Source organism: Sphaerisporangium sp. B11E5, assembly GCF_039871875.1.
GTDB lineage: Bacteria > Actinomycetota > Actinomycetes > Streptosporangiales > Streptosporangiaceae > Sphaerisporangium.
Genome location: NZ_JBDPMD010000007.1, coordinates 58,776 through 83,418, shown reverse-complemented (window position 1 = coordinate 83,418; position 24,643 = coordinate 58,776). Strand labels below are relative to the sequence as shown.

The following is a 24,643-nucleotide window of genomic DNA, read 5'->3' as shown; positions in this document are numbered from 1 at the left end:
CGGGCCGGACGCCCAGGTGCGCCACAGGGCCGGGCATTCAGGTCCGCCACCGGGCCGGCCGCCCGTGGCGCACGGGACCAACTCATAGAGGGGCGACGGGCCACACGTGGCCGGCGAGCCGATGGAACGCCTCGGCGTCAGAGGCGGGGCTTCCACAGGCTGATCGTCATGGACTCCAGCGCCATCTGCGGGTTGACGTTGGCCTCAAGGCGCTCGCGGCACACCATGATGGCGTCGATGCGCCGCAGTGTGTCCTCCGGAATGGACGCCCGGGCCAGGGCGTCGAGGTCGGCCCGGCGGTCCTCGGTGGACAGCTCGACCACGGCGCCGAGCTGTACGGCCAGGACGTCGCGGTAGAACGCGGCGAGGTCGAGCAGCGCGAGGTCCAGGGAGTCGCGGCGTACGCGGGTGGCGCGGGACTTCTGCCGGTCCTCCAGCTCCTTGACGGCGCCGGCACCGCCCCGGACCAGCCCCTTGTTGAGCCCCTTGCCGGAGGAACCCTCGCCGTAGATCTTGCGCAGCTCCGTGGTCTCGGCCTCGTTGAGCCGGGTCGTGGCCTCCTCGGCGTCCTCGGCGGACGTCTTGACCAGCCGCTCCGCCGCGTCAACGCACGCCCCGAGACCGGTGAGGGAGCGCGGCAGGGACAACACGGCCTCGCGCCGCCGCCGCACCTCGTCGTCCAGCGCGAGACGGCGGGCACGGCTCACGTTCCCCTGCGCGGCGCGCGCGGCGAACGCGGCCAGCTCCGGCGTGACGTTCTCGCGGGTGGCGAGCACGTGGGCCACGGCCTCGGTGGAGGGCGTGCGCAGGGTGACCACGCGGCACCGGGACCTGATGGTGATCATCATGTCGTCCGGCGACGGCGAGCACAGCAGCCAGACCGTGCGCGGCGGCGGCTCCTCGATGGCCTTCAGCAGCGCGTTGGCCGCGGCCTCGGTGGCCCGCTGCGCGTCCTCGAACAGGATGACCCGCCACCGCCCGAGCGTCGGTGCCCCGGCCGCCCGCAGCACCAGCTCACGGGTCTCCTTCACGCCGTACGACAACCCCTGCGGCCGCACGGTCTCGACATCGGGATGGGACCCGACGGCCACCTGATGGCACAGCTCGCAGTGCCCGCACCCCCCGGACGAGCACAGCAACGCCGCCGCGAACGCCTGCGCGGCCTCGGTGCGCCCGGACCCCGGCGGCCCGGTGAACAGCCACGCGTGCGTCATGCCCGCGCCGCGCCCCCCGGCGAGGACCTCGGCGCCCGCGGCGGCGGCCTGCCGGAGCACGTCCACCGCGCGGTCCTGCCCCACGAGGTCGTCGAAGACTGTCACGCACGCCAGGTTAGCCCCAGGCGCGAGGCCGCGGGCCCCGCCTGTGGACAACCGTCAGTCGCGGATGATGGGCATGGTGCCGGTGATCGCCTCGGTCTCCTGCGGCACGGGGTCCGGCAGGATGTCGCGCACCCGGTCCTGGATCAGCACCGCGATCTCCTCCTGGGTGCGCAGCCCGTCCACCACGAAGTACCGGTCGGGGTCGGCCGCGGCCAGCGCCCGGAACTCCCGCCGCACCCGCTCGTGGAAGTCCAGCGGCTCGGACTCGATGCGGTCGGCCGGCGAGGCGAACCGCGACAACCCCACCGGCGGCGGCACGTCGATCAGCACCGTCAGGTCGGGCACCAGCCCGCCGGTGGCCCAGGAGTTCACCTTGGCGACGTCCTGCGGCTCCAGCTCCCGCCCCGCCCCCTGGTAGGCCAGCGAGGAGTCGACGTACCGGTCGGAGACCACCATCGCCCCCCGGTACAGCGCCGGGCGGATGACCTTCTCGACGTGCTCGGCCCGGTCCGCCGCGTACAGCAGGGTCTCGGCCCGCGCGGACAGCCCCTGGTGCGCGGAGTCGAGCAGGATGGCGCGCAGCCGCATGCCGACCTTGGTGGACCCGGGCTCGCGGGTCTGCACGACGTCGAACCCCTGGTCGCGCAGCCAGATGGCGAGCAGCCGCGACTGCGTGGTCTTGCCCGACCCCTCGCCGCCCTCGAAGGCGATGAACATGCCGCGCGCCTGCTCGGCCGTCTCGGGCACGAACCGCTCGCCGCGCAGCGCGGCAAGCAGGTCGGCCCGCAGCGGGACGTGCCGCCGGTCGTCCATGTGGCGCAGCGCCAGCACCCCGACGATCACGGCGAGCAGCCCGCCCACCAGCATGACCAGGTTGGGCCCGTCGAACCGGTAGACGATGCCCGCCCCGACCGAGAACATGTGCTCGCCGAACAGGCCCGCGAGGGCCGGCGCGATGGCGACGACCAGCAGCAGCGTGACCCGGGCCAGGGACTGCAGGAACGAGAAGGTGCGGCCGCGGATGGCGTCCTCGACCTCCAGGCCGATCATGGTGTACCCGATGATCCACGCGATGCCCGCGCAGGCCCCGAGCACCACCGTCAGCAGCACCAGGATGACGAGGTTGTGGATGAGCGCGATGCCGGCCAGCACCACGCCGGCCGTGACGATCGCCAGACCGAACAGCCGCCGCCGCGACAGCTCGCTGAGCACCCGCGGCCCGAAGAAGATGCCGAGCCCCATGCCGACGAAGACGGCGGCGAACACCGTGCCGTACGCGGCGTCGCCCCCGCCGAGCGAGACGACGTACACCTTGGCCACGCCGATGACGGCGCCGCCCGCCGCGAAGGCCCCCAGCATGCCGATGACCAGGCCGCGGACCATGCGGTTGGCGCCGACGTACCGCCAGCCGTCGATGATCTGCCGCAGCACCGACGGCGCGGCGACCCGCTCGGCGTGCCCCTTGGGGATGCCCGTCAGCGTGAAGATCAGGAACGCGGACACGAGGTACGCCACGGCGTTGACGATCAGCGCCAGCCGCGCGGGCTCCCACGTGAGGCTGGGCACGGCCTGCCCGGTGAGCTCGACGATCAGCGACAGCACGGCGAACAGGGCCGCGGCGACGGGCGCGGTGCCGTACGTCACCAGCAGGTTGAGCTGGTTGGCCTCCTCCAGCCGCTCCTTCGGCACGAGGTTCGGCACGGTGGCGTCCTTGGCGGGCACCCAGAAGAGGTTCACGCACTCGACGAGGAACGTCGCGATGATGATCCACTGGTAGCTGCCGACCACCGGGATGGACAGCACCAGCGCGAACCGCAGCAGGTCGCTGGCGAACATCGTGAGGCGGCGGTCGAACCGGTCGGCGAACGCGCCCGCGAGCGGCCCGAGCACGATGGCCGGGAGCATCTTGACGACGAAGACGCCGCCGATGGCGAGGCTCTGCGCCTGGTAGCCGGACCCGCGGGTGAGGTAGGCCGCGAACGCGGTGATCGCGATGATGTTGAGCCAGTCTCCCAGGCTGCACACCATCATGGCCGTCCACAACCGGCGGAAGGGGGCGTTCGCCAGCACGTGGGGGGGTTTGCGCCGCGGAGCGGACCGGCCGGACGTGGTCATGATGTCAGCGTATCCAGGTGCTCGCCGGGCGGGGAGGGAGTCAGCACAGGTCGGAATCGTCCACCTGTTCCACCCCCGAGGGTATTACCAGTTGACCCGACGGTGGAGACACTATGCACCGGAAAGTCATAGCTCCGGAGCGGTCCCGACGCTGATCAAGCCCCCCGCCTGAGGTCAAAGCCCTTGCCACGCTAAGGTTAACCTGCCCTAATTAAGGTAAGGCTAAGCATGTCGTAGGGGGACCGGGTGTTCGCCAGCTATCTCATCGGGTTGCGGGAGGGCCTGGAGGCGACCCTCGTCGTTTCCATCCTCATCGCATTCCTGGTCAAGAGCGACCGCCGCGACCGGCTCCCCCTGGTCTGGGCCGGTGTCGCGGCCGCGGTCGCCCTCTCGGTCGGCTTCGGCGCGCTGCTCACGTTCACCGCCGCCCAGCTCGACTACCGCCAGCAGGAGCTGTTCGACGCCGTCGCCTCCATCGCCGCCACCGTCTTCGTCACCTTCATGATCTTCTGGATGCGCTCGGCGGCCCGCCGCCTGTCCGGGGAGCTGAAGGCCAAGCTGAGCGACGCGATCAAGCTCGGCTCCACCGCCGTGGTGGTCATGGCCTTCCTCGCCGTCGCCCGCGAGGGCCTGGAGACGGCCCTGCTGTTCTTCGCCGCCGCCCAGGGCGCCACCACCAGCGCGGCACCGCTCACCGGCATCCTGCTCGGCCTCGCCACCTCGGTGGTGCTCGGCTGGGCCCTGTACGCCAGCGCCGTGCGCATCGACCTCGCCAAGTTCTTCACCTGGACCGGCCTGCTGCTGATCCTGGTCGCCGCGGGCATCTTCAAGTACGGCGTGCACGACCTGTTCGAGGCCGGCGTGATCACCGTGTTCACCTCCCCGGCGTTCGACCTGAGCGGCGTGCTGCCCCCGGACGCCTGGTACACGACGCTGCTCAGCGGCATGTTCAACTTCACTCCCCAGCCGACGATCCTCGAGATGATCGCGTGGGTCGCCTACCTGGTGCCGGTCCTGACGCTCTTCCTGCTCCCGGCGCGCAACAGGCCCGGCGCCACACCCGCCAAGGCGCCGGCCGCCGCCTCGTCCTGAACCTCGAACCTCCCACCACCGGCCGCAGCAGACGGGCGCGGCCACCGCGAACACCGTGAACTGGAGAACCATGCGTACGCCCCTTGCACTCACCGCGGGCGCCCTGGCCCTGGCCGGACTCGCCGCTTGCTCGTCGCCGGGAGGCGAGGGCGGTACGGCCGCTCAGGCGGGAGGCAAGCCCGGCAAGATCGCCGTGGCCGCCACCGACACCACCTGCGAGGTCGGCTCCACGTCGCTGCCCGCCGGCACCTCGACGTTCGCGGTCACCAACAACGGCACCAAGGTCACCGAGTTCTACGTCTACGCCGCGGGCGAGCGGGTGATGGGCGAGGTGGAGAACATCGTGCCCGGCCTCACCCGCGAGGTGATCATCGAGCTGCCCGCGGGGACGTACGAGACCGCGTGCAAGCCCGGCATGATCGGCAAGGGCATCCGCGGCCCGCTGAAGGTCAGCGGCACCGCCGTGAAGCTGTCCGACGACGCCAAGCTCGCCCAGGCGGCCAAGGACTACGGCCGCTACGTCAAGAGCCAGACTGACGCGCTGCTGGTCAAGACCCAGGAGTTCGTGGACGCCGTCAAGGCGGGCGACATCGACAAGGCCAAGGCCCTGTACCCGGTGTCGCGCACCTACTGGGAGCGCATCGAGCCGGTGGCCGAGACGTTCGGCGACCTCGACCCGGCCATCGACGCCCGCGAGGACGGCGTCGAGCCCGGCGCCGAGTGGACCGGCTTCCACAAGATCGAGAAGGATCTGTGGGTGGAGAAGGACATCAGCAAGGACGGCCCGCTCGCCGACAAGCTGATGGCCGACGTCAAGAAGATCGTCGAGCTGGCCAACAGCGAGGAGCTCTCGCCGCTCAAGCTCGCCACCGGCGCCAAGGAGCTGCTGGACGAGGTCGCCACCGGCAAGATCACCGGTGAGGAGGACCGCTACTCCCACACCGACCTGTGGGACTTCGCCGCCAACCTGGAGGGCTCGCAGGCGGCCGTCGCCGCGCTGCGCCCCGTGCTGGACGAGCGGGACCCGGCCCTGGCCAAGACGCTGAACGAGAAGTTCGCCGCCGCCGAGGCGACCCTCGGCAAGCACCAGAAGGGTGACGGCTGGAAGCTCCACACCGAGCTGTCCAAGACCGACCTGAAGGAACTGTCCGACGCCATCAACGCGCTCGCCGAGCCGATCAGCAAGGTGGCCGCGGTGGTGGCCCAGTGACCGTGGAGGTGGGTGCCCCATGACCGGGATCAACCGCCGCAAGCTGTTCGGCCTCGGCGCGGCCGGCGTGGCCGCCGCCGGGGCCGGTGCCCTGGCGGCCCGCAGCGTCCTCGAAGGGCCGCCGCCCGCCGCGGCGGCGTCCACGTCCGACCCGGTGAGCTTCTACGGCGACCACCAGGCGGGCATCGTCACGCCCGCCCAGGACCGTCTCCACTTCATCACCTTCGACGTGATCACCAAGGACCGCGCCGAACTGGTCGAGATGCTCCAGGAGTGGACGGCCGCCGCGGCCCGCATGACCCAGGGCAAGGACGCCGGCACGTTCGGCGCGGTCGGCGGCCACCCCGAGGCCCCGCCGGACGACACCGGCGAGGCCCTCGACCTGCCCGCGTCCGGGCTGACGCTCACCATCGGCTTCGGGGCCTCGCTGTTCGACGACCGGTTCGGCCTCGCCGCCAAGAAACCCGCCGCGCTGGCCGACCTGCCGCACTTCCCCGGCGACGCCCTGCTGCCGGAGATCTCCGGCGGCGACATCTGTGTCCAGGCCTGCGCCCACGACCCCCAGGTCGCCGTGCACGCCGTACGCAACCTCGCCCGCATCGGCTTCGGCAAGGTGTCGGTGCGGTGGTCGCAGCTCGGCTTCGGCCGCACCTCGTCCACCTCACGCGCCCAGGCGACCCCGCGCAACCTCATGGGGTTCAAGGACGGCACCTCCAACGTCAAGCTGGAGGACACCGCGATGCTCCGGGACCACGTGTGGGTGGCGCCCGGCGACGGGCCCGCCTGGATGGCCGGCGGCAGCTACCTGGTCACCCGCAAGATCCGCATGAACATCGAGACCTGGGACCGCACCTCGCTCAGCGAGCAGGAACTGATCTTCGGCAGGGACAAGGGCGCCGGAGCGCCGCTCGGCAAGAAGGGCGAGTTCGACGAGCCCGACTTCGCCGCCAAGCGACCGGACGGCGAGCCGGTGATCGCGATGGAGGCGCACATCAGGCTGGCCCACCCGACCACCCACGGCGGGGCGCGGCTGCTGCGGCGCGGCTACAACTTCGTGGACGGCTCGGACGGGCTCGGGCGCCTGGACGCCGGGCTGTTCTTCATCGCCTACCAGCGCGACCCGCGTACCCATTTCGTGCCGATCCAGCGGGAACTGGCGCGCAAGGACGTGCTCAACGAGTACATCAAGCATGTCTCCAGCGGATTGTTCGCCTGCCCGCCGGGGCTGCGGGACGCGGGGGACTATTGGGGGCGCACGCTGTTCGCCTGAGCCTTTTCGGGCCCCTGAGGGCCACGCCAACGAAACGGCCATTACCGAAATTTCGGTAATGGCCGTTTCGTTGTTTCTTGGTTACTTGGTGCCTGCCCTGGCACCGGTCTTCGTGCTCGTCTTCGTGCCCGCCTTGGCACCGCCCTTGGCGGCCGCCGTCTTGGCCGGGGGACGCTTGGTCGTGGTCCCGCGGGCACGACGATCGGCGAGCAGCTCGGCGGCCCGCTCGATGGTGATCTGCTCCACCGAGTCGTCCTTGCGGAGCGACGCGTTGGTCTCCCCGTCGGTCACGTACGGCCCGAACCGGCCCTCCTTGACCACCACGGGCTTGCCGGAGACCGGGTCGGCGCCGAGCTCCCGCAGCGGCGGCGCGGCGGCGGCCCGGCGGCCGCGCTGCTTGGGCTGGGCGAACAGCTCCTTGGCCTGCTCGACCGTCATCGTGAACAGCTCGTCCTCCGAGGCCAGCGACCGCGAGTCCGTGCCCTTCTTGATGTACGGCCCGAACTTGCCGTTGTGCGCGGTGACCTCCTCGCCGTCGATCTCGCCCAGCACACGCGGCAGCGACAGCAGCTTCAGCGCGTCCTCAAGGGTGACGGTGTCCAGGGACATCGACTTGAGCAACGAACTGGTGCGCGGCTTGGCGTCCTTCTTGGCACGCTTCTTGCCGTCCGCAGGGGCTTCGTCGTCGGGCACCACCTCGGTGACGTACGGCCCGAAACGCCCGGTCTTGGCCACGACCGTACGCCCGCTCACCGGGTCCGGGCCGAGCAGACGCTCCCCGCTGGGCTGGTTGAACAGCTCCTCCGCCTTCTCGGCGGTCAGCTCGTCCGGCGCGAGGTCCTCGGGAACGTTCACCCGGGCCCCGTCGCGATCGAGGTACGGGCCGTAGCGGCCGACCCGGATCACGATGTCCGTGTCCTTGATCGCGAAAGAGCTGATCTCGCGGGCGTCGATCTCGCCGAGGTCGCTGACCAGCTCCTTCAGGCCGTCCCCCTGCTCGCCGTAATAGAAACGGCGCAGCTCGGGCACCCGTTCCGCGCGGGCGTTGGCGATGTCGTCGAGGACCTTCTCCATCTCGGCGGTGAAGTCGTAGTCCACCAGGTGGCCGAAGTGGCGCTCCAGCAGGTTGACCACCGCGAACGCCAGGAAGGACGGCACCAGCGCGGTGCCCTTCTTGAAGACGTAGCCGCGGTCGAGGATCGTTCCGATGATCGACGCGTACGTCGACGGCCGGCCGATCTCGCGGTCCTCCAGCTCCTTGACCAGCGACGCCTCGGTGAACCTCGACGGCGGCCGGGTGGAGTGGCCCTCGGCGGACAGCTCCAGCGCCGTCAGCGGGTCGCCCTCGGCGAGGTTCGGCAGACGGCTCACCGAGTCGTCCCGGTCGGTCGACGGGTCGTCGGTGGCCTCGACGTACGCCTTGAGGAAGCCGTAGAAGGTGATCGTGCGGCCCGACGCGCCGAACTCCACCCGCTCGCCGGTGCTGGACGTGCCGGCGATGCGCACGCTCACCGACTCGCCGGTGGCGTCCTTCATCTGGGACGCCACCGTGCGCTGCCAGATCAGCTCGTACAGCCGCACCATGTCGCCGGACAGGCCGGTCTCGCCCGGCGTGCGGAACTCGTCCCCAGAGGGCCTGATCGCCTCGTGGGCCTCCTGGGCGTTCTTCACCTTGCTCGCGTACACCCGGGGCTTGTCCGGGACGTACTCGGCACCGTAGAGCCGCACAGCCTGGCTCCTGGCGGCGGCCAGGGCGGTCTCCGACAGGGTGGTGCTGTCGGTACGCATGTAGGTGATGTAGCCGTTCTCGTACAGCTTCTGCGCCACCTGCATCGTGTACTTGGCGGAGAAACCGAGCTTGCGGCTGGCCTCCTGCTGCAGCGTGGTGGTGCGGAACGGGGCGTACGGACGGCGGGTGTACGGCTTGCTCTCGACCGACGTCACGCTGTAGGCCGCGCCCTCAAGGCGCGTGGCCAGGGCGCGGGCGGCCTGCTCGTCCAGGTGGAGGACGTCGGCGGACTTCAGGGCACCCGTGGTGGCGAAGTCGCGGCCTTGGGCCACCCGCCGGCCGTCCACGCCGGTCAGGGTGGCGTTGAAGCTGCGCGGGTCCTCGTCGCGGCCCACGTCGAACAGGGCCGCGAGGTCCCAGTAGGCGGCCGAGGTGAACGCGATGCGCTCGCGCTCCCGCTCCACCACCAGCCTGGTGGCCACCGACTGCACGCGGCCGGCGGACAGGCGGGGCTTGACCTTCTTCCAGAGCACCGGGCTGACCTCGTAGCCGTACAGACGGTCGAGGATGCGGCGGGTCTCCTGGGCGTCCACCAGGCGGAGGTTCAGCGAACGGGGGTTGGACACGGCGTCCTGGATCGCCTGAGGGGTGATCTCGTGGAACACCATGCGGTGCACCGGCACCTTCGGCTTCAGGACCTCCTGGAGGTGCCAGGCGATGGCCTCGCCCTCCCGGTCCTCGTCAGTGGCCAGGTAAAGCTCGTCGGCGTCCTTGAGGAGTTGCTTGAGCTTGGACACCTGGGACTTCTTGTCCGGGTTGACGACATAAAGCGGCTCGAACTCATGGTCCACGTTCACCCCGAGGCGGGCCCATGCCTCGCTCTTGAACTTCTCGGGAATGTCATCGGCCCGCTCCGGCAAGTCACGGATGTGACCGATGCTGGACTCCACGATGTAGCCGCGCCCGAGGTACCCGGCGATGGTCTTCGCCTTGGCAGGCGACTCCACGATCACCAGGCGGGTTCCGCCGGCGTTGCCGTTGTTGGCTGGCACGCTGCTTCCTACCTCGCTGTTCGCTGTCGTTCCCGAGCCGGATCGGCCCGGCCCGCTTGCGCGGTCCGCGCGTTGCCGGCGATCCCGCACAGGCATGAAGGTAACCCGTCGCCGGATTCCTCACCCCGTCGGACTACCAGGTCACTTGCCGGCGTTCCACCTACCTGGACCCGATACCCACGAGGACGCAGAATAGAGCCCAGACAGTGCCAGCGTCCCCTTGCATACCCTTCCGGAGACTAATCGCAGTGCTCGAATACTCCTATTTGGACCTGTATCTCCCGCGCGGGACCACCCGGGAAACCGCTCGGCGGGTCCTCACCGAGCATGCCGAATACGGACATTGGGAGCTCGACCGCCTGCGCCTGTACCCCGACGGCCGCAGGCACGTCCGACTACGCCGAAAGATCCTCAGAGTAGCCAGCACCCTCTGACCCGCACCGCCCCCACTGTAACCCCACCCCACCCCGCACGCTCCCCCCCTTCCAACCCCCACCGCCCCCACTTTCTTCCCCACCCCACTCCACAACGCCAACCCACCACACCGACCGACATGCCACACCGGCCGAGAGACCGCACCGGCCGACGGGCCACACCGGCCGAGAGACCGCACCGGCCGACGGGCCACACCGGCCGAGAGACCGCACCGGCCGACATGCCACACCGGCCGACGGGGCCACACCGGCCGACGGGGCCACACCGACTGACGGGGCCACACCGACTGACGGGCCGCACCAACCGACGGGCCGTTCGACCCGCCTCTCCACTTCCCTCGATCGGCGCCGCGACGGCGAGACGTGGCACGGCGAACCCGGCGCCTCCATACGGCGAGAAACCGGCCACCGCCCGCCCGCGCCGGCCCGCTTGGGCCGAGACAGACCCCCGGCGCCGCGACGGCGTCACCCGGTCCAGCCGCAGACAGCGCGCCGCGGCACGGCGAACCCGGCACCGTACGGAAGACCGGCCGCTCATGAACAAACCCGGACATGGCTTTGCCCGCCCCGGGCCGCGCCCCCGGAAGCGGGCAAAGCTCTTGTGCTCCGCCGTGCGAGCCCCGGCTCAAGGTGAGCCCAGCATCACCAGGCACCAGGACCCGCGACGGCGGAGCGTCCATGGGGACCGGGAGTTCCCGGTCCGAGGGACCGCCTCAGCTCACCTGCGGCGCAGGCGCAGCCGCCGACCGGCCGCGAACACCATGGCCGCCGCGGCGAACACGGCACCCCCGAGCAGCGCGGCCAGCGAGGCAGCGTTCATGCCCACGACCCCGAGCGGCTGCTCGGCGCTCATCAGCCCGGCCTTCCCCACCGGCAGATCGCCCAGGGAGTCGTTCTTGACCAGCCCTCCCACCGGAGTGCCGTCGACGACGTTCTTGACGGGAGCCAGCGGATCCCCGCCCACCGGGACCCCGGCCTTCTGGCCGGGAACGACGGGAAGCTCCGGCAGAACCGGCTTCTCCCCGCCGGGCGGCAGAGGGTTCCCCGCCTGCTGGTGAGTGGCCGAGGCACGCCGCTCGGGCGCCAGCGGCAGCACAGGCAGCAGCCCTTCCCCGGCCTGCCTCTCCGTCACCGCCCCCGAGCTCCGCGCGTACCCGTGCCCGCCGCCGTTGTGGCCGACGCTCGCGCCGCCGAGGCATCCGGCGGCCGCGTCCCCGAGCACCGCCACCGCGTTGCCGCACACGTTGACCGGCGCGGCGATCGGCGCCACGACCTGGTTGCCCCCGAGCACCGACGACCGCCCGGAGGTGCTGTTCCCGCCGGCGTTCGCCCCGCCGCCCCGCCGCACCGAGGCCCCGCCGCGGCACCAGGCGAAAGCGTCGCCCACCACCGCGACCGCGTTGCCGCAGACGTTGACCGGGGCGGCGATCGGCGCCACGACCTGGTTGCCGCCCAGCACGGACGACCGCCCGGACGTCCGGTTGCCTCCGGCCCCGCTCCCGCTGCCCGCCGGCGGGACGTGCACGCCGCCCTCGCAGCGCTGCCGCCCGCCACCGATCACGTTGCCGCACACGAGCACCGGCGCCGTGATCGGCGCCACGACCTGGTTGCCGCCCCCGACGCTGTGCCGCCCGTCGGTGGAGTTGCCACCCACTCCGCGCCCGGCCGCGCCACCGACGTACCCGCCGTTGCCGCCCTTGACCTTGGCGCCGCCGCGGCACGCCGAGAACGCGTCGCCGAGCAGCGCGACCGAGTTGCCGCAGATGTTGATCGGCGCGGTCACCGGCGCGACCACCTGGTTGCCACCGAGCACGGACGACCGCCCGGACGTCCGGTTGCCACCCGCCCCGCTCGCGCCGCCGCCCTTGACGACGGCACCGCCGACGCAGCCCGCGGTGGCCTCGCCGAACACCGCGACGGAGTTCCCGCACAGGTTGATCGGCGCGTTGATCGGCGCGTTCACCTGGTTGCCGCCGAGCACGCTGCTGCGCCCGTCCGTACGGTTGCCGCCCGTGCCGCCGGCGCCGGACCGCTTCACCGCCGCACCGCCCCGGCAGCGGGCGTCCGACCGCCCGAACAGCGAGACGGCGTTGCCGCACGCGTTGATCGGCGCGTTGATCGGGGCGTTCACCTGGTTGCCGCCGAGCACGCTGCCCCGCCCCGAGGTGCTCCCCGGGACGCTCCCCGAGCCGCCCTGGACGGACGCGCCGCCCTGCGACGAGGCCCGGGACTCACCGGCCACCGCCGCGGCGTTGCCGCTGATGTCCACCGGCAGGTTGATGGGCAGGTTGACCTGGTTCCCACCACCGATCGAACCGGTACCGGAGGTGTCGGCCAGAGCCGTGCCACCACTGAGGGCCATGACACCGACCGCCAGGAAGGCGGGGGCAGTGGCTTTCGCCCACATACGCATAACAGAACGCTCCTTGATCTTGGGGGGAGATTGTGCAAGCCACGAGCGGGCCACGATCACACCGCCGCCGCGAACCATCCGGTGCACCCGAACCCGGCGAACAGCCCACGACGACCGCACCGCGACCGGAACGAGGATCCGCGCCGCGACCGGGACCACACCTTCAGCGGAACGACATCGCACCCACGACCGACATCGGCGCCCGCACCGCCGGCAGCGCGGCGAACCACACCACGACGACGCAGCACCCGCACCACGAGCGAAAGCAGCCCAGACCTCGGACGGCTACCGCACCTCGGCGCTCGCCGCCGTCGCGGAGGGTTGCCGCCCTCGCAAGGGTTGCCGCCCTCGCGGACGGTTGCCGCCCTCGCGGACGGTTGCCGCCCTCGCGGACGGTTGCCCGCAGCACGGGCGGTACGTTGACCGCATCGTGAGCAGTACGGCGATCAGCCTGGCGAGACCGGCCGCACACCTCACACCGTGCCGCGCCGAACTCTTTCACCCGGCCCGCCCCCGGATCTCCTCCGGGGTCGTCACCGTGACCCGCTGTGACCTGCTGTGACGTGAGACTGAGACTTCACCAGAGCGGAGAGGGCGAGATGGACTCCAGTGAGCCCGGCTGTTCGCCGACACGCTCCGCGGCGGCCGTCCGGCACACGTCAGGCCCGGACCGGCGCAGCGGTGAGATCAGTCAGGAGAGAAGGAAGGATCGTCCGCGACAGTGCGGACGACCGGGACGGCGGCACGCGCCAGGCCGACCCGGGCGACCATCGGCCGCGGGACGACGACAGAACGTGCGACGTCCCCCAGACCGAGCCCCGAAAGGCCGGACCCGCCGTAGCGCGGCACGAAGCCGTAGACCCCCGCCGAGTGCTCGGCGGTGGAGGGCGGGGACGGGGCGGGCGTGGATTGGCTGGTCAGCCCGTCCACCGTACGCCCCGCGATGGCCCCGGCGTCCGCCGGGACGATGTCGCTCACCGTGGGGAAACCGCCGGCCGAAGCCGGCCCGGTCGCGACATGAGGGGTTGTGAAGATGGCGGAGCGCGGCCCCCCGGCATCGGCGGCGTCGGCGGTATCGCCCGCCTCGACGACCGTGACGGGGGTCACGTGCCCCGCGGGAATGTGAGCCTCCACGACCGCTGCGGCCGCGGGGCCGGCGCCGAGACCGAAGACCAGCGCCAGGAGCCAGCCCACCGCGATCAGCCCGCCGACGGCGAGCCAGCGACCGTACCGGGCGCCGGCCGCGAACCGCGCCATCCGGGCCACCCGCGTGACGACCGCCGGGATCTGATCGCCCGGAGCGGTCACGGGCACGAGCCGGACCACGGACGGCGCTTCCGCCGTCCGCCGCCCATCCGGCATGCGTGCCACGTGACCTCCCCGAACTCCTCGATCGGCCCAGCTTCCGCAGGGCCGATCTCGGACCAACCCCTCAACGGAAAGTCACGTTAGCAGCACTTGGAGTGACGGCAACGCCTTTTCCCGCAACAAGTCAGCACGCGTCGAGGAAACGGTCAAGGACGCGCACCCCGAACCGCAGCGAATCCACCGGAACCCGCTCGTCCACGCCATGAAACATCCCCGAGAAGTCCAGGTCCGCCGGCAGCCGCAGCGGCGCGAAGCCGAACCCCCTGATACCGAGCCGGCTGAAAGCCTTCAGGTCCGTGCCCCCCGACAGGGTGTACGGCACCGGCCGCGCCTCGGGGTCCTCGGCCCGCAGCGCGTCCGACATCGCACGTACCAGGTTCCCCTCGAACGACGTCTCGACCGCCACGTCGTGGTACAGGAACTCCCTGGTCACGTTCGGCCCGAGCAGCTCGTCGATCGTCGCGAAGAACTCCTCCTCGTACCCCGGCAGGAACCGCCCGTCCACATGGGCCGTCGCCACCTGCGGGATGACGTTCGCCTTGTACCCCGCCGCCAGCATCGTCGGGTTCGCGGTGTTCCGCAGCGTGGCCCCCACCATGCGCGCCAGCGGCCCCAGCTTGCTGACGGCGGCGGCCGCGTCCACCGCGTCGATCTCGATGTCAAACGCGTCCTTGAAGAAGGCCCGCACCGTCGGCGTCACCCGCACCGGCCACTCGTACCGCCCGATCCGCCCGACCGCCTCGGCCAGCTCGGTGACGGCATTGTCACTGTTCAGCATGGACCCGTGCCCCGCGCGCCCCGCCGCCGTCAGCCGCATCCACGCGATGCCCTTCTCCGCCGCCTCGATCAGATACAGCCGCCGCCCCTCCTCGACGGAGACACTGAACCCCCCGACCTCCCCGATCGCCTCGGTACACCCCTCGAACAGCTCCCTGTGCTCCCGAGCGAGCCACTGCGCCCCGTACTCGCCCCCCGCCTCCTCGTCGGCCGTGAACACCAACACCACGTCCCGAGGCGGCCGCCGCCCCTCACTGAGCCGCTGCCGCATCACCGCGAGGATCATGGCGTCCATGTCCTTCATGTCCACCGCCCCCCGCCCCCAGACGCACCCGTCCGCCACTTCCCCACTCAAGGGATGCAACTTCCAGTCCCCCGCGTCGAACGGCACCACATCCAGATGCCCATGCAACACCAACGCGTCCCGCCCCGGATCCACCCCCTCGACCCGCGCCACCACATTGGCCCTCCTACCGGCCGACTCCAACACCTGAGCCCGAACCCCCACCTCCCCCAACTTCTCCGCCACATACTCCGCGGCCACCCTCTCCCCCGGCCCCGCGTTGTCCCCCGCGTTCGTCGTATCAATCCGAATCAAATCCCGGCAAAGCCCAACAACCTCATCCTCAGCCCTGATCCCACCCACCGAAGCCCTCCTTCCACAGACACCACCCCCCATCCTCCACCCACCCACCCCCCCTCCACATCCCACCCCGTATCAACCACCCCCCGAAGTTTGCTAACCTGGTCCAGCCGACGAGGACACCCCTCGTCCAAGCACCCCAGTCCGGGTGGCGGAATAGGCAGACGCGCTAGCTTGAGGTGCTAGTGCCCTTAACGGGGCATGGGGGTTCAAGTCCCCCCTCGGACACGTACCTTTTTGCACATGTGGAGGTCCGGAGAGATCCGTGCCTCCACTAGTCGTTTCTGGGGCCGGTAGATCAGCCGCGGCCCGATCCGTGACCGGCTTCCAGGGCGGCTCGGTGCTGAGCCGGCTTGCGATCACAGTCCACGATCTTTCACCGGGCCGCTTCAGCGATGACGTCGGTGACCCCGCGGACGCCGTGCCCGTACTCGGCCAGGTAGCGGACGGTGTGACGGCGGGCGTCGCGGGGCGGCCAGACTTCCCCGGCTCTCCGGCGGCACGCCCCGCTTCGGGGGCGTTCTTGATCGATACATGAGTTTTAGCTCATACTGAAATAACTGCAAAAGGGGGAGGCGGATCGGTGTGACCGGAGAGGAGCCGGTGCTGGAGTGGGTGGAACGCGTCGCCATGTACCTGGCGCGCGACGGGGTACCGCCGATCGCCGGTCGGGTGCTGGGATGGATGATGATCTGCGATCCGGCCGAGCAGTCCGCCGGGCAGATCAGTACGGCGATCGGTGCCAGCCGGGCTTCGCTGACCTCGAACCTGCGGCTGCTGACGAGCATGGGCTTTCTCACCTGGCGGACCCGGCCGGGTGATCGCACCGTCTACTACCGGATGGCGGAGGACGCCTGGGCGGTCGTCGTGCAGCGGCAGGTCGCCTCGATCGCCGCGTTTCTGGACATCACGCGGGATGGGCTCGCGCTGGCCGGGCCGGAGGAGGGCCGTGACGTGCGGATGCGGCAGGCGCATGCCACGTTCGAGTGGATGGCCAAAGTGTTCGACGACGCGCCGCCCCCGCCAGGGTGCGGCCAAGCGGAGGGATGAGGCATGGCACGAAGGTCCGCGGCGGCGCGGACGGCGCTCGGCCCGATGGTGATCGCCGCTGTCGAGCAGTACGAGCCGCCCGGCCGCCGTCTGGTCGAGGACGGTCTCGCGGCCGGGTTCCTGCCGCCGGCCGCGCGCGTGACCGTCCGGTTGTGCCGGTGGAAGGCCGTGCGCGCGTGGATGGCCGACGCGTCGGACAAGCGTGCGCCGGGCGTGTGGGGCGGCGTGCTGTGCCGCAAGCGGTACGCCGACGACAAGGTCGCCGAAGCCTTCGGCGCCGGGATCGAGCAACTCGTGGTGCTCGGGGCGGGACTGGACACGCGGGCGTGCAGGCTGACGCCGCCCGGCGGGCGCGCCTACGAGCTGGACTTGCCGGCGAACGTCGCCGGCAAGCGGCGGCGGCTGCGGGCGATGCCCGGCGGCGCGCCGGAGCGGGTGCGGCTGATCGAGGTGGACTTCGAGACCGCCGATCTGGCCGACGTACTGGCCACGGTGCTGGCCGGGCACGGGTTCCAGGCCGATCGGCCGGCGGTTTTCGTGTGGGAGGCGGTCACCCAGTACCTGACCCAGGAGGCCGTGCACGCCACCCTGGCGTTCCTGTCCCAGGCCGCTCCGGGGAGCCGGCTGCTGTTCACGTACGTGCTGGCCGACTTCCTCGAGAACGGTGGGTACGGCGCGGCGGCGCTGCATGAGGAGTTCGTGGGCAAGCGGCGGGTGTGGCGGTTCGGCCTGGCGCCGGACGAGGTCGGCCCCCTTTTGGGACGCTTCGGCTGGGTGGAGCGTGAGCAGGTGGGTGCCGCCGAATACCGGGCGCGTTACCTGGAGCCGGCCGGCCGCGAGTTGCCGATCATGGAAATCGAACGCTTCGTCGACGCCGGGAAACGGTGACTGCTCTGGGCTGAGGGGAGGGCCTTGCGGGTGCTCGGTGAGCGGCCCGCCGCCTGCTCGCGCATGGTCAGGCCGGAGCGCAGGAACGACAGCCAGATGGCCACCGGCCGGGCCACCACCAGCGCGAGGATCGCGAACAGCCGGCCCTGCCGGCCCACCGCGCCGAGCGGGGCCGGGGTGATGAGCGCGCCGAACACCAGCAGCGCGGCCAGCTTGTAGATTTCCGCGATCAGCTCGCGGAAGTGCTCGAACGACGCGCGCTGCCGCTGTCTGAAGGTCGCCACGGCGATGCCGGCGGAGAAGGCGGCCAGGAACAGGTTGCCGTGCGTGGCCGTGCCCACGGCCGGCACGAGCAGGTCGATGGGCGGACGGTGAGCGGCTCGTAGGCGGTGGAGGCCGAAACCAGCGCGTCTGCTCCGACTTGAACGCCGCGCACGGGATCGCCACCCCGATCAGGACGCCGAGGCCGAACTCCAGGCCCAGCTCGCCCAGGCGCATGCCCGCCGGCTCCCCGAGCGAGGCGGCGCCGTGACCTGCCTCGTGTGGGCGGGGCCGTGACCTTGACGGGCCCTGATACGTTGTCTGCAGGTGCGCCGGGAAGTCTGGTCGGCAGGTCCTTGTCCCGTTGACCTCAAGGATGTGCTTGTGCGCGCTCTGGATCTGCTTGCCGACTTCCCCACGGTCGGGCTCGACTCCCCGGTGATCGACGCGGCCAGGATGCTGGCCGACCAAGATCTGCCCGGCATCATCGTGATCGGTGACGACGGTGCGCCGTTCACCATCCTGCCCGGCACCGAGGTGCTGCGCCTGGCCGTGCCCACCTACTGCCAGGACGACCCGACGCTGGCGCGGGTGGTGGACGAGGCGCACGCCGACCGCTTCCTGGACGGCCTCGCCGGGCGGACCGTACGCGAGGCCCTGCCGCGGCAGCGGCGCGAGCTGCCGGTCTCCGACCCCGACGCCACGGTGCTGGAGCTGGCAGCGCTGATGGCGCGCACCCGCAGCCCACTGGTCGCCATCCTCGGCGACGGCCGCCGCTTGGTAGGGGCGGTGACGCTGCAGGCGCTGCTGGATCGGATGCTCGCCGCGTGAGCGTGCTCGCCTGGGCGAGCGTGGCGGTGTTCGTGGCCGCCTACGCGCTGATCGCCACCGAGAAGGTCCACCGGGTCGCCGCCGCGCTGGGCGGGGCCGGGATCATGCTGCTGATCCACGCCACCGGCGCCGAGGCCGCGTTCTTCTCCGAGCACACCGGCATCGACTGGAACGTCATCTTCCTGCTGCTCGGCATGATGATCATCGTCGGCGTGCTGAAGGAGACCGGCGTCTTCGAGTACCTGGCGATCTGGGCCGCCAAACGCGCCCGCGGCCGGCCGTTCCGGCTGATGGTGCTGCTGGTGCTGATCACCGCGGGAGCCTCGGCATTGCTGGACAACGTCACCACCGTGCTGCTGATCGCACCGGTGACGTTCCTGGTGTGTGAGCGGCTGGCGGTCTCCCCGGTGCCGTTCCTGATCGCCGAGGCGATGGCGTCCAACATCGGCGGCGCGGCCACCCTGGTCGGCGATCCACCCAACATCATCATCGCCAGCCGCGCAGGCTTGAGCTTCAACGACTTCCTCATCCACATGGCGCCCATGGTCGTCGTCTTGATGGCGGTGTTCGTCGCCTTGTGCTGGCTGCTGTTCGGCCGATCGCTCCGCCACGACCCGGAACGGGCCGCGGATGTCATGGCCTTGGACGAGCGGGAGGCCATCGCCGACTGGCGGCTGCTGTGGCAGTCGCTGGCGGTGCTGGCGCTGGTGATGGCCGCGTTCGTGCTGCATCCGGTGCTGCACTACGAGCCGTCGGTGGTCGCGCTGCTGGGCGCCGGCGTGCTGGTGGCGGTCACCAAAGTCACCACCGAGAACGCCATCAGTGAGGTGGAGTGGCCCACGCTGGTGTTCTTCGCCGGGCTGTTCGTCATGGTCGGTGGCCTGGTCGAGACCGGCGTCATCGGAGGACTGTCCAAGGCCGCCGTCGAGGTGACCGGCGGACGGTTGGAGCTGACCACGATGGGGTTGCTGGGCGCCTCGGCCATGCTGTCGGCCATCGTGGACAACATCCCCTACGTCGCCACCATGAGCCCGATCGTGGAGCAACTCGTGCACGCGGGCGGTGAGGGCGCGCAGGTGTTGTGGTGGGCGCTGGCCTTCGGCGCCGACCTGGGCGGCAACGCCACCGCCGTCGGCGCCGCCGCCAACGTCGTCGTGCTCGGCATCGCCGCTCGCAACGGTACCCCGATCAGCTTCTGGCAGTTCACCAAGTACGGCCTGGTCGTCACCGTGGTCACCGTCGCCCTGGTGGCGCCCTACCTGTGGCTGCGCTACCTGATGTGATGAGTGATATCCGGAAACCTCACCACCCCGGCCTGATCATCGACGTCAGTGCGGGGGCCATCGCTCCTCCCGTCATGGGACGCCGTCCCACAGCCGGCGCGGTGGCCCAAGCCATCACCGAAGCGGTGTCGGCTTCGGCGCCGTCGGCACGCGCGCTCAGCGAGCGGCTGTCCTGCGAGGACGGCGTCGCCTCGGCTGTCGCCAGAATCGAGCAGGTGCACCGGGCCGGATGCGCGGGATGTGAGGCGGCTCCGATCTCCCTGGTCCTGCCTGGCTGTTCACCAAGTACGGCCCGATCGTCACGGTGATCACCGTCACGCTCGTCGCCCCCTACCTGTGGATGCAACACCTGCCAGCGGTGCATAGGGGACGCCTCGCCACCGAGGACGGCGCCGAGCCTGACCGATCGGACGTTCATGATGGGATTCTCGACCCCCGGCGATCGCCAACGGCGGTGGGAATCGCCATACGACAACCACCTAAGGGGACAAAACGGTCACACAGGTGTAATACAGAACTCCGGGAGCGGGTATGACTTCTGTACGGCGTCGCCGCAGGTGATGTTCGTGACCTCATCCGCTCCGGTGACGGTCGTCCACGGCGCCGTTTTTGTCCGCACGGAGATCTTCGCCATGAACCGTCTCATTCTTACCTCAGTCGCCTTCGCCACCGCCGGGTTGCTCGCCACGGCCGGCGGGAGCGAGGCCGCCCTCAACCTGCCGGCGATCTCCGTCGCCACCACCGCCGGTTCTCCGGGGAGTACATCCGAAGAACGCAACGAGCAGGACGTGATGTTCGCGACCATGATGATTCCCCACCATCGCCAGGCGATCGTCATGGCCGAGATGGCCGACGAACGCGCGTCCAGTTCCAAGGTCAAGGACCTCGCCAAGCAGATCCTGGCCGAGCAGGAGTCCGAGATCCGGACCATGAACGGCTGGCTCGCCGATTGGGGGCGCAAGGCTCCCAGCGGTGACATGCCGTCGATGGACCACGCCATGCGCGGCATGTACGGCATGATGTCCCCGGAGGAGATGAACAACCTGGAACGCCGCTCAGGGACCGCTTTCGACAGGGCCTTCCTCACCATGATGGTCAGGCATCACCAGGGGGCCATCAGCATGGCCGAACAGGAGCAGAACTCCGGGAGGTTCGATCCTGCCAAAGAGTTGGCCGCCACGATCGCATCACGCCAAGCCGCCGAGATCAGCCAGATGAGGCAGTTGCTCCGAGGCGGTTAGACAGGTCCCTTTCCTCGGCCTGCGGACACGCGGATGCGCGGTTCACTCTGCACCCCGCAGCAGTCGGAACGCCGGGCGCACCGTGTTCACTCTGGCTACGAAGGTAGGTAGTAGAGCATGCGGGAGCCCTGCCCCGGCCGATCGCCGACGGCGCCGGCCTTGCGCAACCAAGGGCGGTACCAGGAGTATCGCGAACCGATATTACCTTCGGTTGGGTAGTGATATACGTTTGGCTATGTAGCCTGGGTGGCCTGTGAACGTACGGGTCAAGCCATTCTCCACACTGCGCCCTGGGCGGCCTGGGGTGTGGTTCGGCTTGATCGCAGCGCTGATCGCGGTAGCCCTCGTCGTCTGCGTAATGGTCCACCACGACCACGCGGACCACTTCTCCGCACAGGAGACGGGCGTCACGCTGACCGATCATGGTCATTCACGTCACGAGCCGGCACATCCCGAGCCTTACGCGGCGTGTGATACACCCGCTCTCCAGGCAGGTAACGGTCACCACGATCTTGTCGCTCCCGCTCCCCCGCTCGCGGGTGTTCTTGTGCTCTCGATGGCGTCCGCCTCGGAGGGGCCCAACGCCGCACCCAGTACGTCCTACTATCCGCTGCCAGGCTCATCAGCCCATTCAGGGACGAGTCTCCTCAATCTGCTCTGCCAGTCGCGCATCTAGGAGGGCCGGCGTCGACCGTGCCCTCTCACGCTGAACGATTGTCAGTACCACGTCGCACGGTCGCGCCCTCGCACCCGCCCTTCTCATGCGACGTTGAGGAATCTCCCATGGAAGTCACGCAAGCCATGGCGCGTGCCGCGCGCTGCCCCACCCCGCGCGATCTGATCGCGAACACACCCGTGCTCTGGATCCCGGAACTCTGGTCCGGAGGAGAACGCGGCTTCTGGGCGAAGTTGGAGGGGTACAACCCAGGCGGGATCAAGGACCGCCCGGCCCAGTACATGATCGAGCAAGCCCGCCTGCGAGGAGACCTCGCACCGGGAAGACCTGTCATCGAGTCGACCAGCGGAACGTTCGGGCTGGGGCTCGCCCTGGCCGGCATCCTGTACCGCCATCCGGTGATCCTTGTCAGCGATCCTGGCATGGAACCGCTGATGGACCGCCTGCTGCGCGCGTACGGCGCACGGATCGAGCTCGTCGACGCGCCTCATCGAACGGGCGGCTGGCAGGCGGCGCGCTGTGCGAGAGTGCGCGAACTCCTGAAGCGTCACCCGGGTGCCTACTGCCCCGACCAGTACAACAACCCCGACAACGTGACCGCGTACGAAGGTCTGGCCGTCGAGCTCGCCGCCCAACTCGGCCGGATCGACGTCCTGGTGTGCAGTGTGGGCACGGGAGGTCACAGTGCCGGTGTCTTCACCGTGCTTCGCCACCTGTGCCCCGGCGTGCGACTGGTGGGGGTCGACACCATCGGTTCGACGATCTTCGGACAGCCGGCGCGGACCCGCCTCATGCGCGGACTCGGGAGCAGCATCTATCCGGGCAACGTGGCCTACGACGCCTTCAGCGAGGTGCACTGGGTGGCCCCTGGTGAGGCCATCTGGAGCAGCCGCCGTCTCGCCAAGGCCAATTTCGCCACGGGAGGGTGGAGCGTGGGCGCCGTCGCGCTCGTCGCCTCCTGGGTCGCCAGGACAGAGCCTTCGGGAACCCGTATCGCCGCGGTCTTCCCCGACGGGCCCGAACGCTATTTCGACACCGTCTTCAACGACGCCTACTGCGCGAAGAGCGGTCTGCTCGACACCAAGCCGGAACCCGAACCGGACGAGATCGCGCATTCGGGCGAGATCGAAGTGCTGCGCTGGACTCGGTGCACCGATGTCGTCGACCCGAGCCAGGGGGGCCGGTGATGAAGACGACGGCCGCGCAGATCCGGTCCTTCAACCGGCCGGTTCAGCTGCTCCTGGTCAACCAGCTCACCATCAACATCGGCTTCTACATGCTGATGCCCTATCTCGCGAACCACTTGTCCGGTGATCTGGGGCTCGCCGTCTGGCTGGTCGGTCTCATCCTCGGCGTCCGCAACCTGAGCCAGCAGGGCATGTTCCTCATCGGAGGCAGCCTGGCCGACCGGATCGGCTACAAGCCGATGATCCTGACCGGCCTGGCCCTGAGGACGATCGGCTTCGCGATGCTGGGCCTGGTCGACTCCGTACCGATGCTCATCGTGGCCTCCGCATTGACGGGACTCGCCGGCGCGTTCTTCAACCCTGCCGCACGCGCGTATCTGGCCGAGGAGTCCGGGGAGCGCAAGGTGGAGGCCTTCGCCGCGTTCAACGTCTTCTACCAGATGGGCATCCTGATCGGACCGCTGATCGGGTTGCTGCTCCAGGGGCTGGCATTCCGCGTCACCTGTCTGGTGGCAGCCGCTCTCTTCGCCGTGCTCGCCGCGGCACAAGCGCGCGCCCTCCCGGCCAGGGGAGGCGCCAGGCGGGAAGCGGGAGGCACGATGTTCGGCGACTGGCGGCAGGTGGTGGCGAACAAGGGCTTCCTGCTCTTCTCCCTCGCCATGATCGGGTCCTACGTGCTCAACTTCCAGATCTACCTCGGTCTGCCCATCGAGATTCGGCGCCTGACCTCTGGCGAACTGGGTGTCACGCTTCTCTTCGTGCTGTCCGGCGCCTTGGCGATGTTCGGCCAGGTCCACCTGACCGAATGGATGAGATCGCGGTGGAGCGCGCAGCAGGCCATCGTACGAGGGCTCGCGCTCATGGGGGTGTCCTTCCTTCCTCTCGCGATCACCACGTCTCTGCCGTGGAACCCCGCCGTCGATGCCTCGCCGGTCACTTACGCCCTCGCGCTCACTCCCGTGCTGGTGACGACGGCCCTGCTCACCATCGCGACGATGATGGTCCACCCCTTCGAGATGGCGACCATCGCGATGTTCGGGGGCGACCGCATGGTCGGCACCTATTACGGCTTCTACAGCACGGTGTCTGGGGTCGGGATCGCAGCGGGCAACGTCCTCACCGGCGCCGCGCTCGATGCGGGCGGGGACTCGGCGCAAAGCCTCCCGTGGTGGGGCCTGGTGGCCCTGGGTGGAGCATGCGCCGTAGGCGTGCGGGCTCTCGCCCGCAGCGGCAGGATGAACGCCCTCGCCGCCCCGTCCGTCAAGGCATGATCTGCGGCCCCTGGCATAGTCGGCGACGGAACAAGGATCATCAGGAGCGACCCAGCAGAGATTCGCCGAATTCTCCGGAGGTGGATAGTAGCTCCTGGGATACCGGCTAGGCTGGTTCCGTGGTCGGGGGCAGCACATCCGAGGTGATCGGCCTGGTCATTGCCAGGCAGGTTCTACTATGTGCACTAGTTGCTGGGGTGTTCGCCATGCACGGCGTTCAGCCCACGCCGGGGCCGGCCCAGATGGCCAGCGTCTGGAGCATGCATGTCTCCCAGGAGGGCATGCCGTCTCATGGCACAGGCGCCGACGACCACGGCCGGCAGATGCCCGCCCATGACGGACACGGTGGCGGGGAAGTCTGCCTCGCCCTACTTCTGACGGCGGCGTTGGCTTTCCTCATGACCGGGGCGCTCGGCATGAGCTCGGGCATCACTCCTCTCGTCCACAGCCGACTCGTTCCCAGAGCTGGGCCGATGCTCCTGTCACGGGGGCCGACCCTCGCGCAACTCTGCGTCCTTCGGCGGTGACATCCT

Annotated in this window: 18 protein-coding genes and 1 tRNA gene; 12 read left to right on the top strand and 7 right to left on the bottom strand. The window is 70.0% G+C overall.

Translation table 11 applies throughout. The annotated features are described in order from the left end of the window. Positions 1 to 137: 137 nt before the first annotated feature. Complete coding sequence (locus tag ABGB17_RS09510) at positions 138 to 1,319, bottom strand: DNA polymerase III subunit delta' (RefSeq protein ID WP_347627529.1); 1,182 nt, start codon at positions 1,317 to 1,319, stop codon at positions 138 to 140. A 54-nt stretch (positions 1,320 to 1,373) separates the two neighbouring features. Beyond that, positions 1,374 to 3,434, bottom strand: coding sequence for a dTMP kinase (tmk, locus tag ABGB17_RS09505; protein ID WP_347627527.1), 2,061 nt, complete (start codon positions 3,432 to 3,434; stop codon positions 1,374 to 1,376). Positions 3,435 to 3,680: 246 nt separating this feature from the next. Between tmk and efeU the strand changes: the two genes are divergently transcribed. The 3 genes from efeU (at position 3,681) to efeB (ending at position 7,006) form a co-directional block, all read left to right on the top strand. Next, positions 3,681 to 4,526 (top strand): iron uptake transporter permease EfeU, encoded by an 846-nt coding sequence (gene efeU / locus ABGB17_RS09500; protein ID WP_347627525.1) that lies wholly within the window; start codon positions 3,681 to 3,683, stop codon positions 4,524 to 4,526. Between the two features lie 70 nt (positions 4,527 to 4,596). Further along, a complete protein-coding gene (efeO, locus tag ABGB17_RS09495) occupies positions 4,597 to 5,736 on the top strand; it encodes an iron uptake system protein EfeO (protein WP_347627523.1) in 1,140 nt (379 codons plus the stop codon). A gap of 19 nt (positions 5,737 to 5,755) precedes the next feature. After that, complete coding sequence (gene efeB, locus ABGB17_RS09490) at positions 5,756 to 7,006, top strand: iron uptake transporter deferrochelatase/peroxidase subunit (protein ID WP_347627521.1); 1,251 nt, start codon at positions 5,756 to 5,758, stop codon at positions 7,004 to 7,006. Positions 7,007 to 7,087: 81 nt separating this feature from the next. On the opposite strand, the gene topA is transcribed toward efeB, so the two are convergent. After that, entirely contained in the window at positions 7,088 to 9,787 is a 2,700-nt protein-coding gene (gene topA, locus ABGB17_RS09485) for a type I DNA topoisomerase (RefSeq protein ID WP_347627519.1), read from the bottom strand. 248 nt (positions 9,788 to 10,035) lie between these two features. On the opposite strand from topA, the gene ABGB17_RS09480 reads away from it, so the two are divergent. Beyond that, the gene (locus ABGB17_RS09480; RefSeq protein WP_248959961.1) at positions 10,036 to 10,221 is read left to right on the top strand and encodes a DUF5703 family protein; all 186 of its coding nucleotides are present in this window, start codon (positions 10,036 to 10,038) and stop codon (positions 10,219 to 10,221) included. Positions 10,222 to 10,939: 718 nt separating this feature from the next. On the opposite strand, the gene ABGB17_RS09475 is transcribed toward ABGB17_RS09480, so the two are convergent. From ABGB17_RS09475 to ABGB17_RS09465, 3 genes are all read right to left on the bottom strand, one after another. Beyond that, on the bottom strand, positions 10,940 to 12,634 hold the full coding sequence (locus ABGB17_RS09475; protein WP_347627517.1) for a chaplin family protein: 1,695 nt from the start codon (positions 12,632 to 12,634) through the stop codon (positions 10,940 to 10,942). A gap of 687 nt (positions 12,635 to 13,321) precedes the next feature. Beyond that, the gene (locus ABGB17_RS09470; RefSeq protein ID WP_347627861.1) at positions 13,322 to 13,996 is read right to left on the bottom strand and encodes a hypothetical protein; all 675 of its coding nucleotides are present in this window, start codon (positions 13,994 to 13,996) and stop codon (positions 13,322 to 13,324) included. 130 nt (positions 13,997 to 14,126) lie between these two features. Continuing rightward, a complete protein-coding gene (locus ABGB17_RS09465; RefSeq protein ID WP_347627515.1) occupies positions 14,127 to 15,458 on the bottom strand; it encodes a M20/M25/M40 family metallo-hydrolase in 1,332 nt (443 codons plus the stop codon). 106 nt (positions 15,459 to 15,564) lie between these two features. Here ABGB17_RS09465 and ABGB17_RS09460 point away from each other — a divergent pair. The 3 genes from ABGB17_RS09460 to ABGB17_RS09450 all read left to right on the top strand — a co-directional run bounded on the left by ABGB17_RS09460 (position 15,565) and on the right by ABGB17_RS09450 (position 17,360). Further along, positions 15,565 to 15,650: transfer RNA gene (locus ABGB17_RS09460), tRNA-Leu, on the top strand. Positions 15,651 to 16,007: 357 nt separating this feature from the next. Continuing rightward, positions 16,008 to 16,472: a transcriptional regulator gene (locus ABGB17_RS09455; RefSeq protein ID WP_347627513.1), complete on the top strand. Its 465-nt coding sequence runs from the start codon at positions 16,008 to 16,010 to the stop codon at positions 16,470 to 16,472. 3 nt (positions 16,473 to 16,475) lie between these two features. Further along, positions 16,476 to 17,360 (top strand): SAM-dependent methyltransferase, encoded by an 885-nt coding sequence (locus ABGB17_RS09450; RefSeq protein ID WP_347627512.1) that lies wholly within the window; start codon positions 16,476 to 16,478, stop codon positions 17,358 to 17,360. Here the strand turns inward: ABGB17_RS09450 and ABGB17_RS09445 are convergent. Continuing rightward, positions 17,288 to 17,701, bottom strand: coding sequence for a hypothetical protein (locus ABGB17_RS09445; protein ID WP_347627510.1), 414 nt, complete (start codon positions 17,699 to 17,701; stop codon positions 17,288 to 17,290). The genes ABGB17_RS09450 and ABGB17_RS09445 overlap by 73 nt on opposite strands. 304 nt (positions 17,702 to 18,005) lie before the next feature. Here ABGB17_RS09445 and ABGB17_RS09440 point away from each other — a divergent pair, with 304 nt between their 5' ends. The 5 genes from ABGB17_RS09440 to ABGB17_RS09420 all read left to right on the top strand — a co-directional run bounded on the left by ABGB17_RS09440 (position 18,006) and on the right by ABGB17_RS09420 (position 24,110). Then, a complete protein-coding gene (locus tag ABGB17_RS09440) occupies positions 18,006 to 18,452 on the top strand; it encodes a CBS domain-containing protein (RefSeq protein WP_347627508.1) in 447 nt (148 codons plus the stop codon). After that, on the top strand, positions 18,449 to 19,735 hold the full coding sequence (locus ABGB17_RS09435) for an ArsB/NhaD family transporter (RefSeq protein WP_347627506.1): 1,287 nt from the start codon (positions 18,449 to 18,451) through the stop codon (positions 19,733 to 19,735). The genes ABGB17_RS09440 and ABGB17_RS09435 overlap by 4 nt, the downstream gene beginning before the upstream one ends. A gap of 560 nt (positions 19,736 to 20,295) precedes the next feature. Beyond that, entirely contained in the window at positions 20,296 to 20,976 is a 681-nt protein-coding gene (locus ABGB17_RS09430; RefSeq protein WP_347627859.1) for a DUF305 domain-containing protein, read from the top strand. A gap of 783 nt (positions 20,977 to 21,759) precedes the next feature. After that, positions 21,760 to 22,839 (top strand): PLP-dependent cysteine synthase family protein, encoded by a 1,080-nt coding sequence (locus tag ABGB17_RS09425; RefSeq protein WP_347627504.1) that lies wholly within the window; start codon positions 21,760 to 21,762, stop codon positions 22,837 to 22,839. Beyond that, positions 22,839 to 24,110, top strand: coding sequence for an MFS transporter (locus ABGB17_RS09420; protein ID WP_347627857.1), 1,272 nt, complete (start codon positions 22,839 to 22,841; stop codon positions 24,108 to 24,110). The genes ABGB17_RS09425 and ABGB17_RS09420 overlap by 1 nt, the downstream gene beginning before the upstream one ends. Positions 24,111 to 24,643 lie beyond the last annotated feature (533 nt).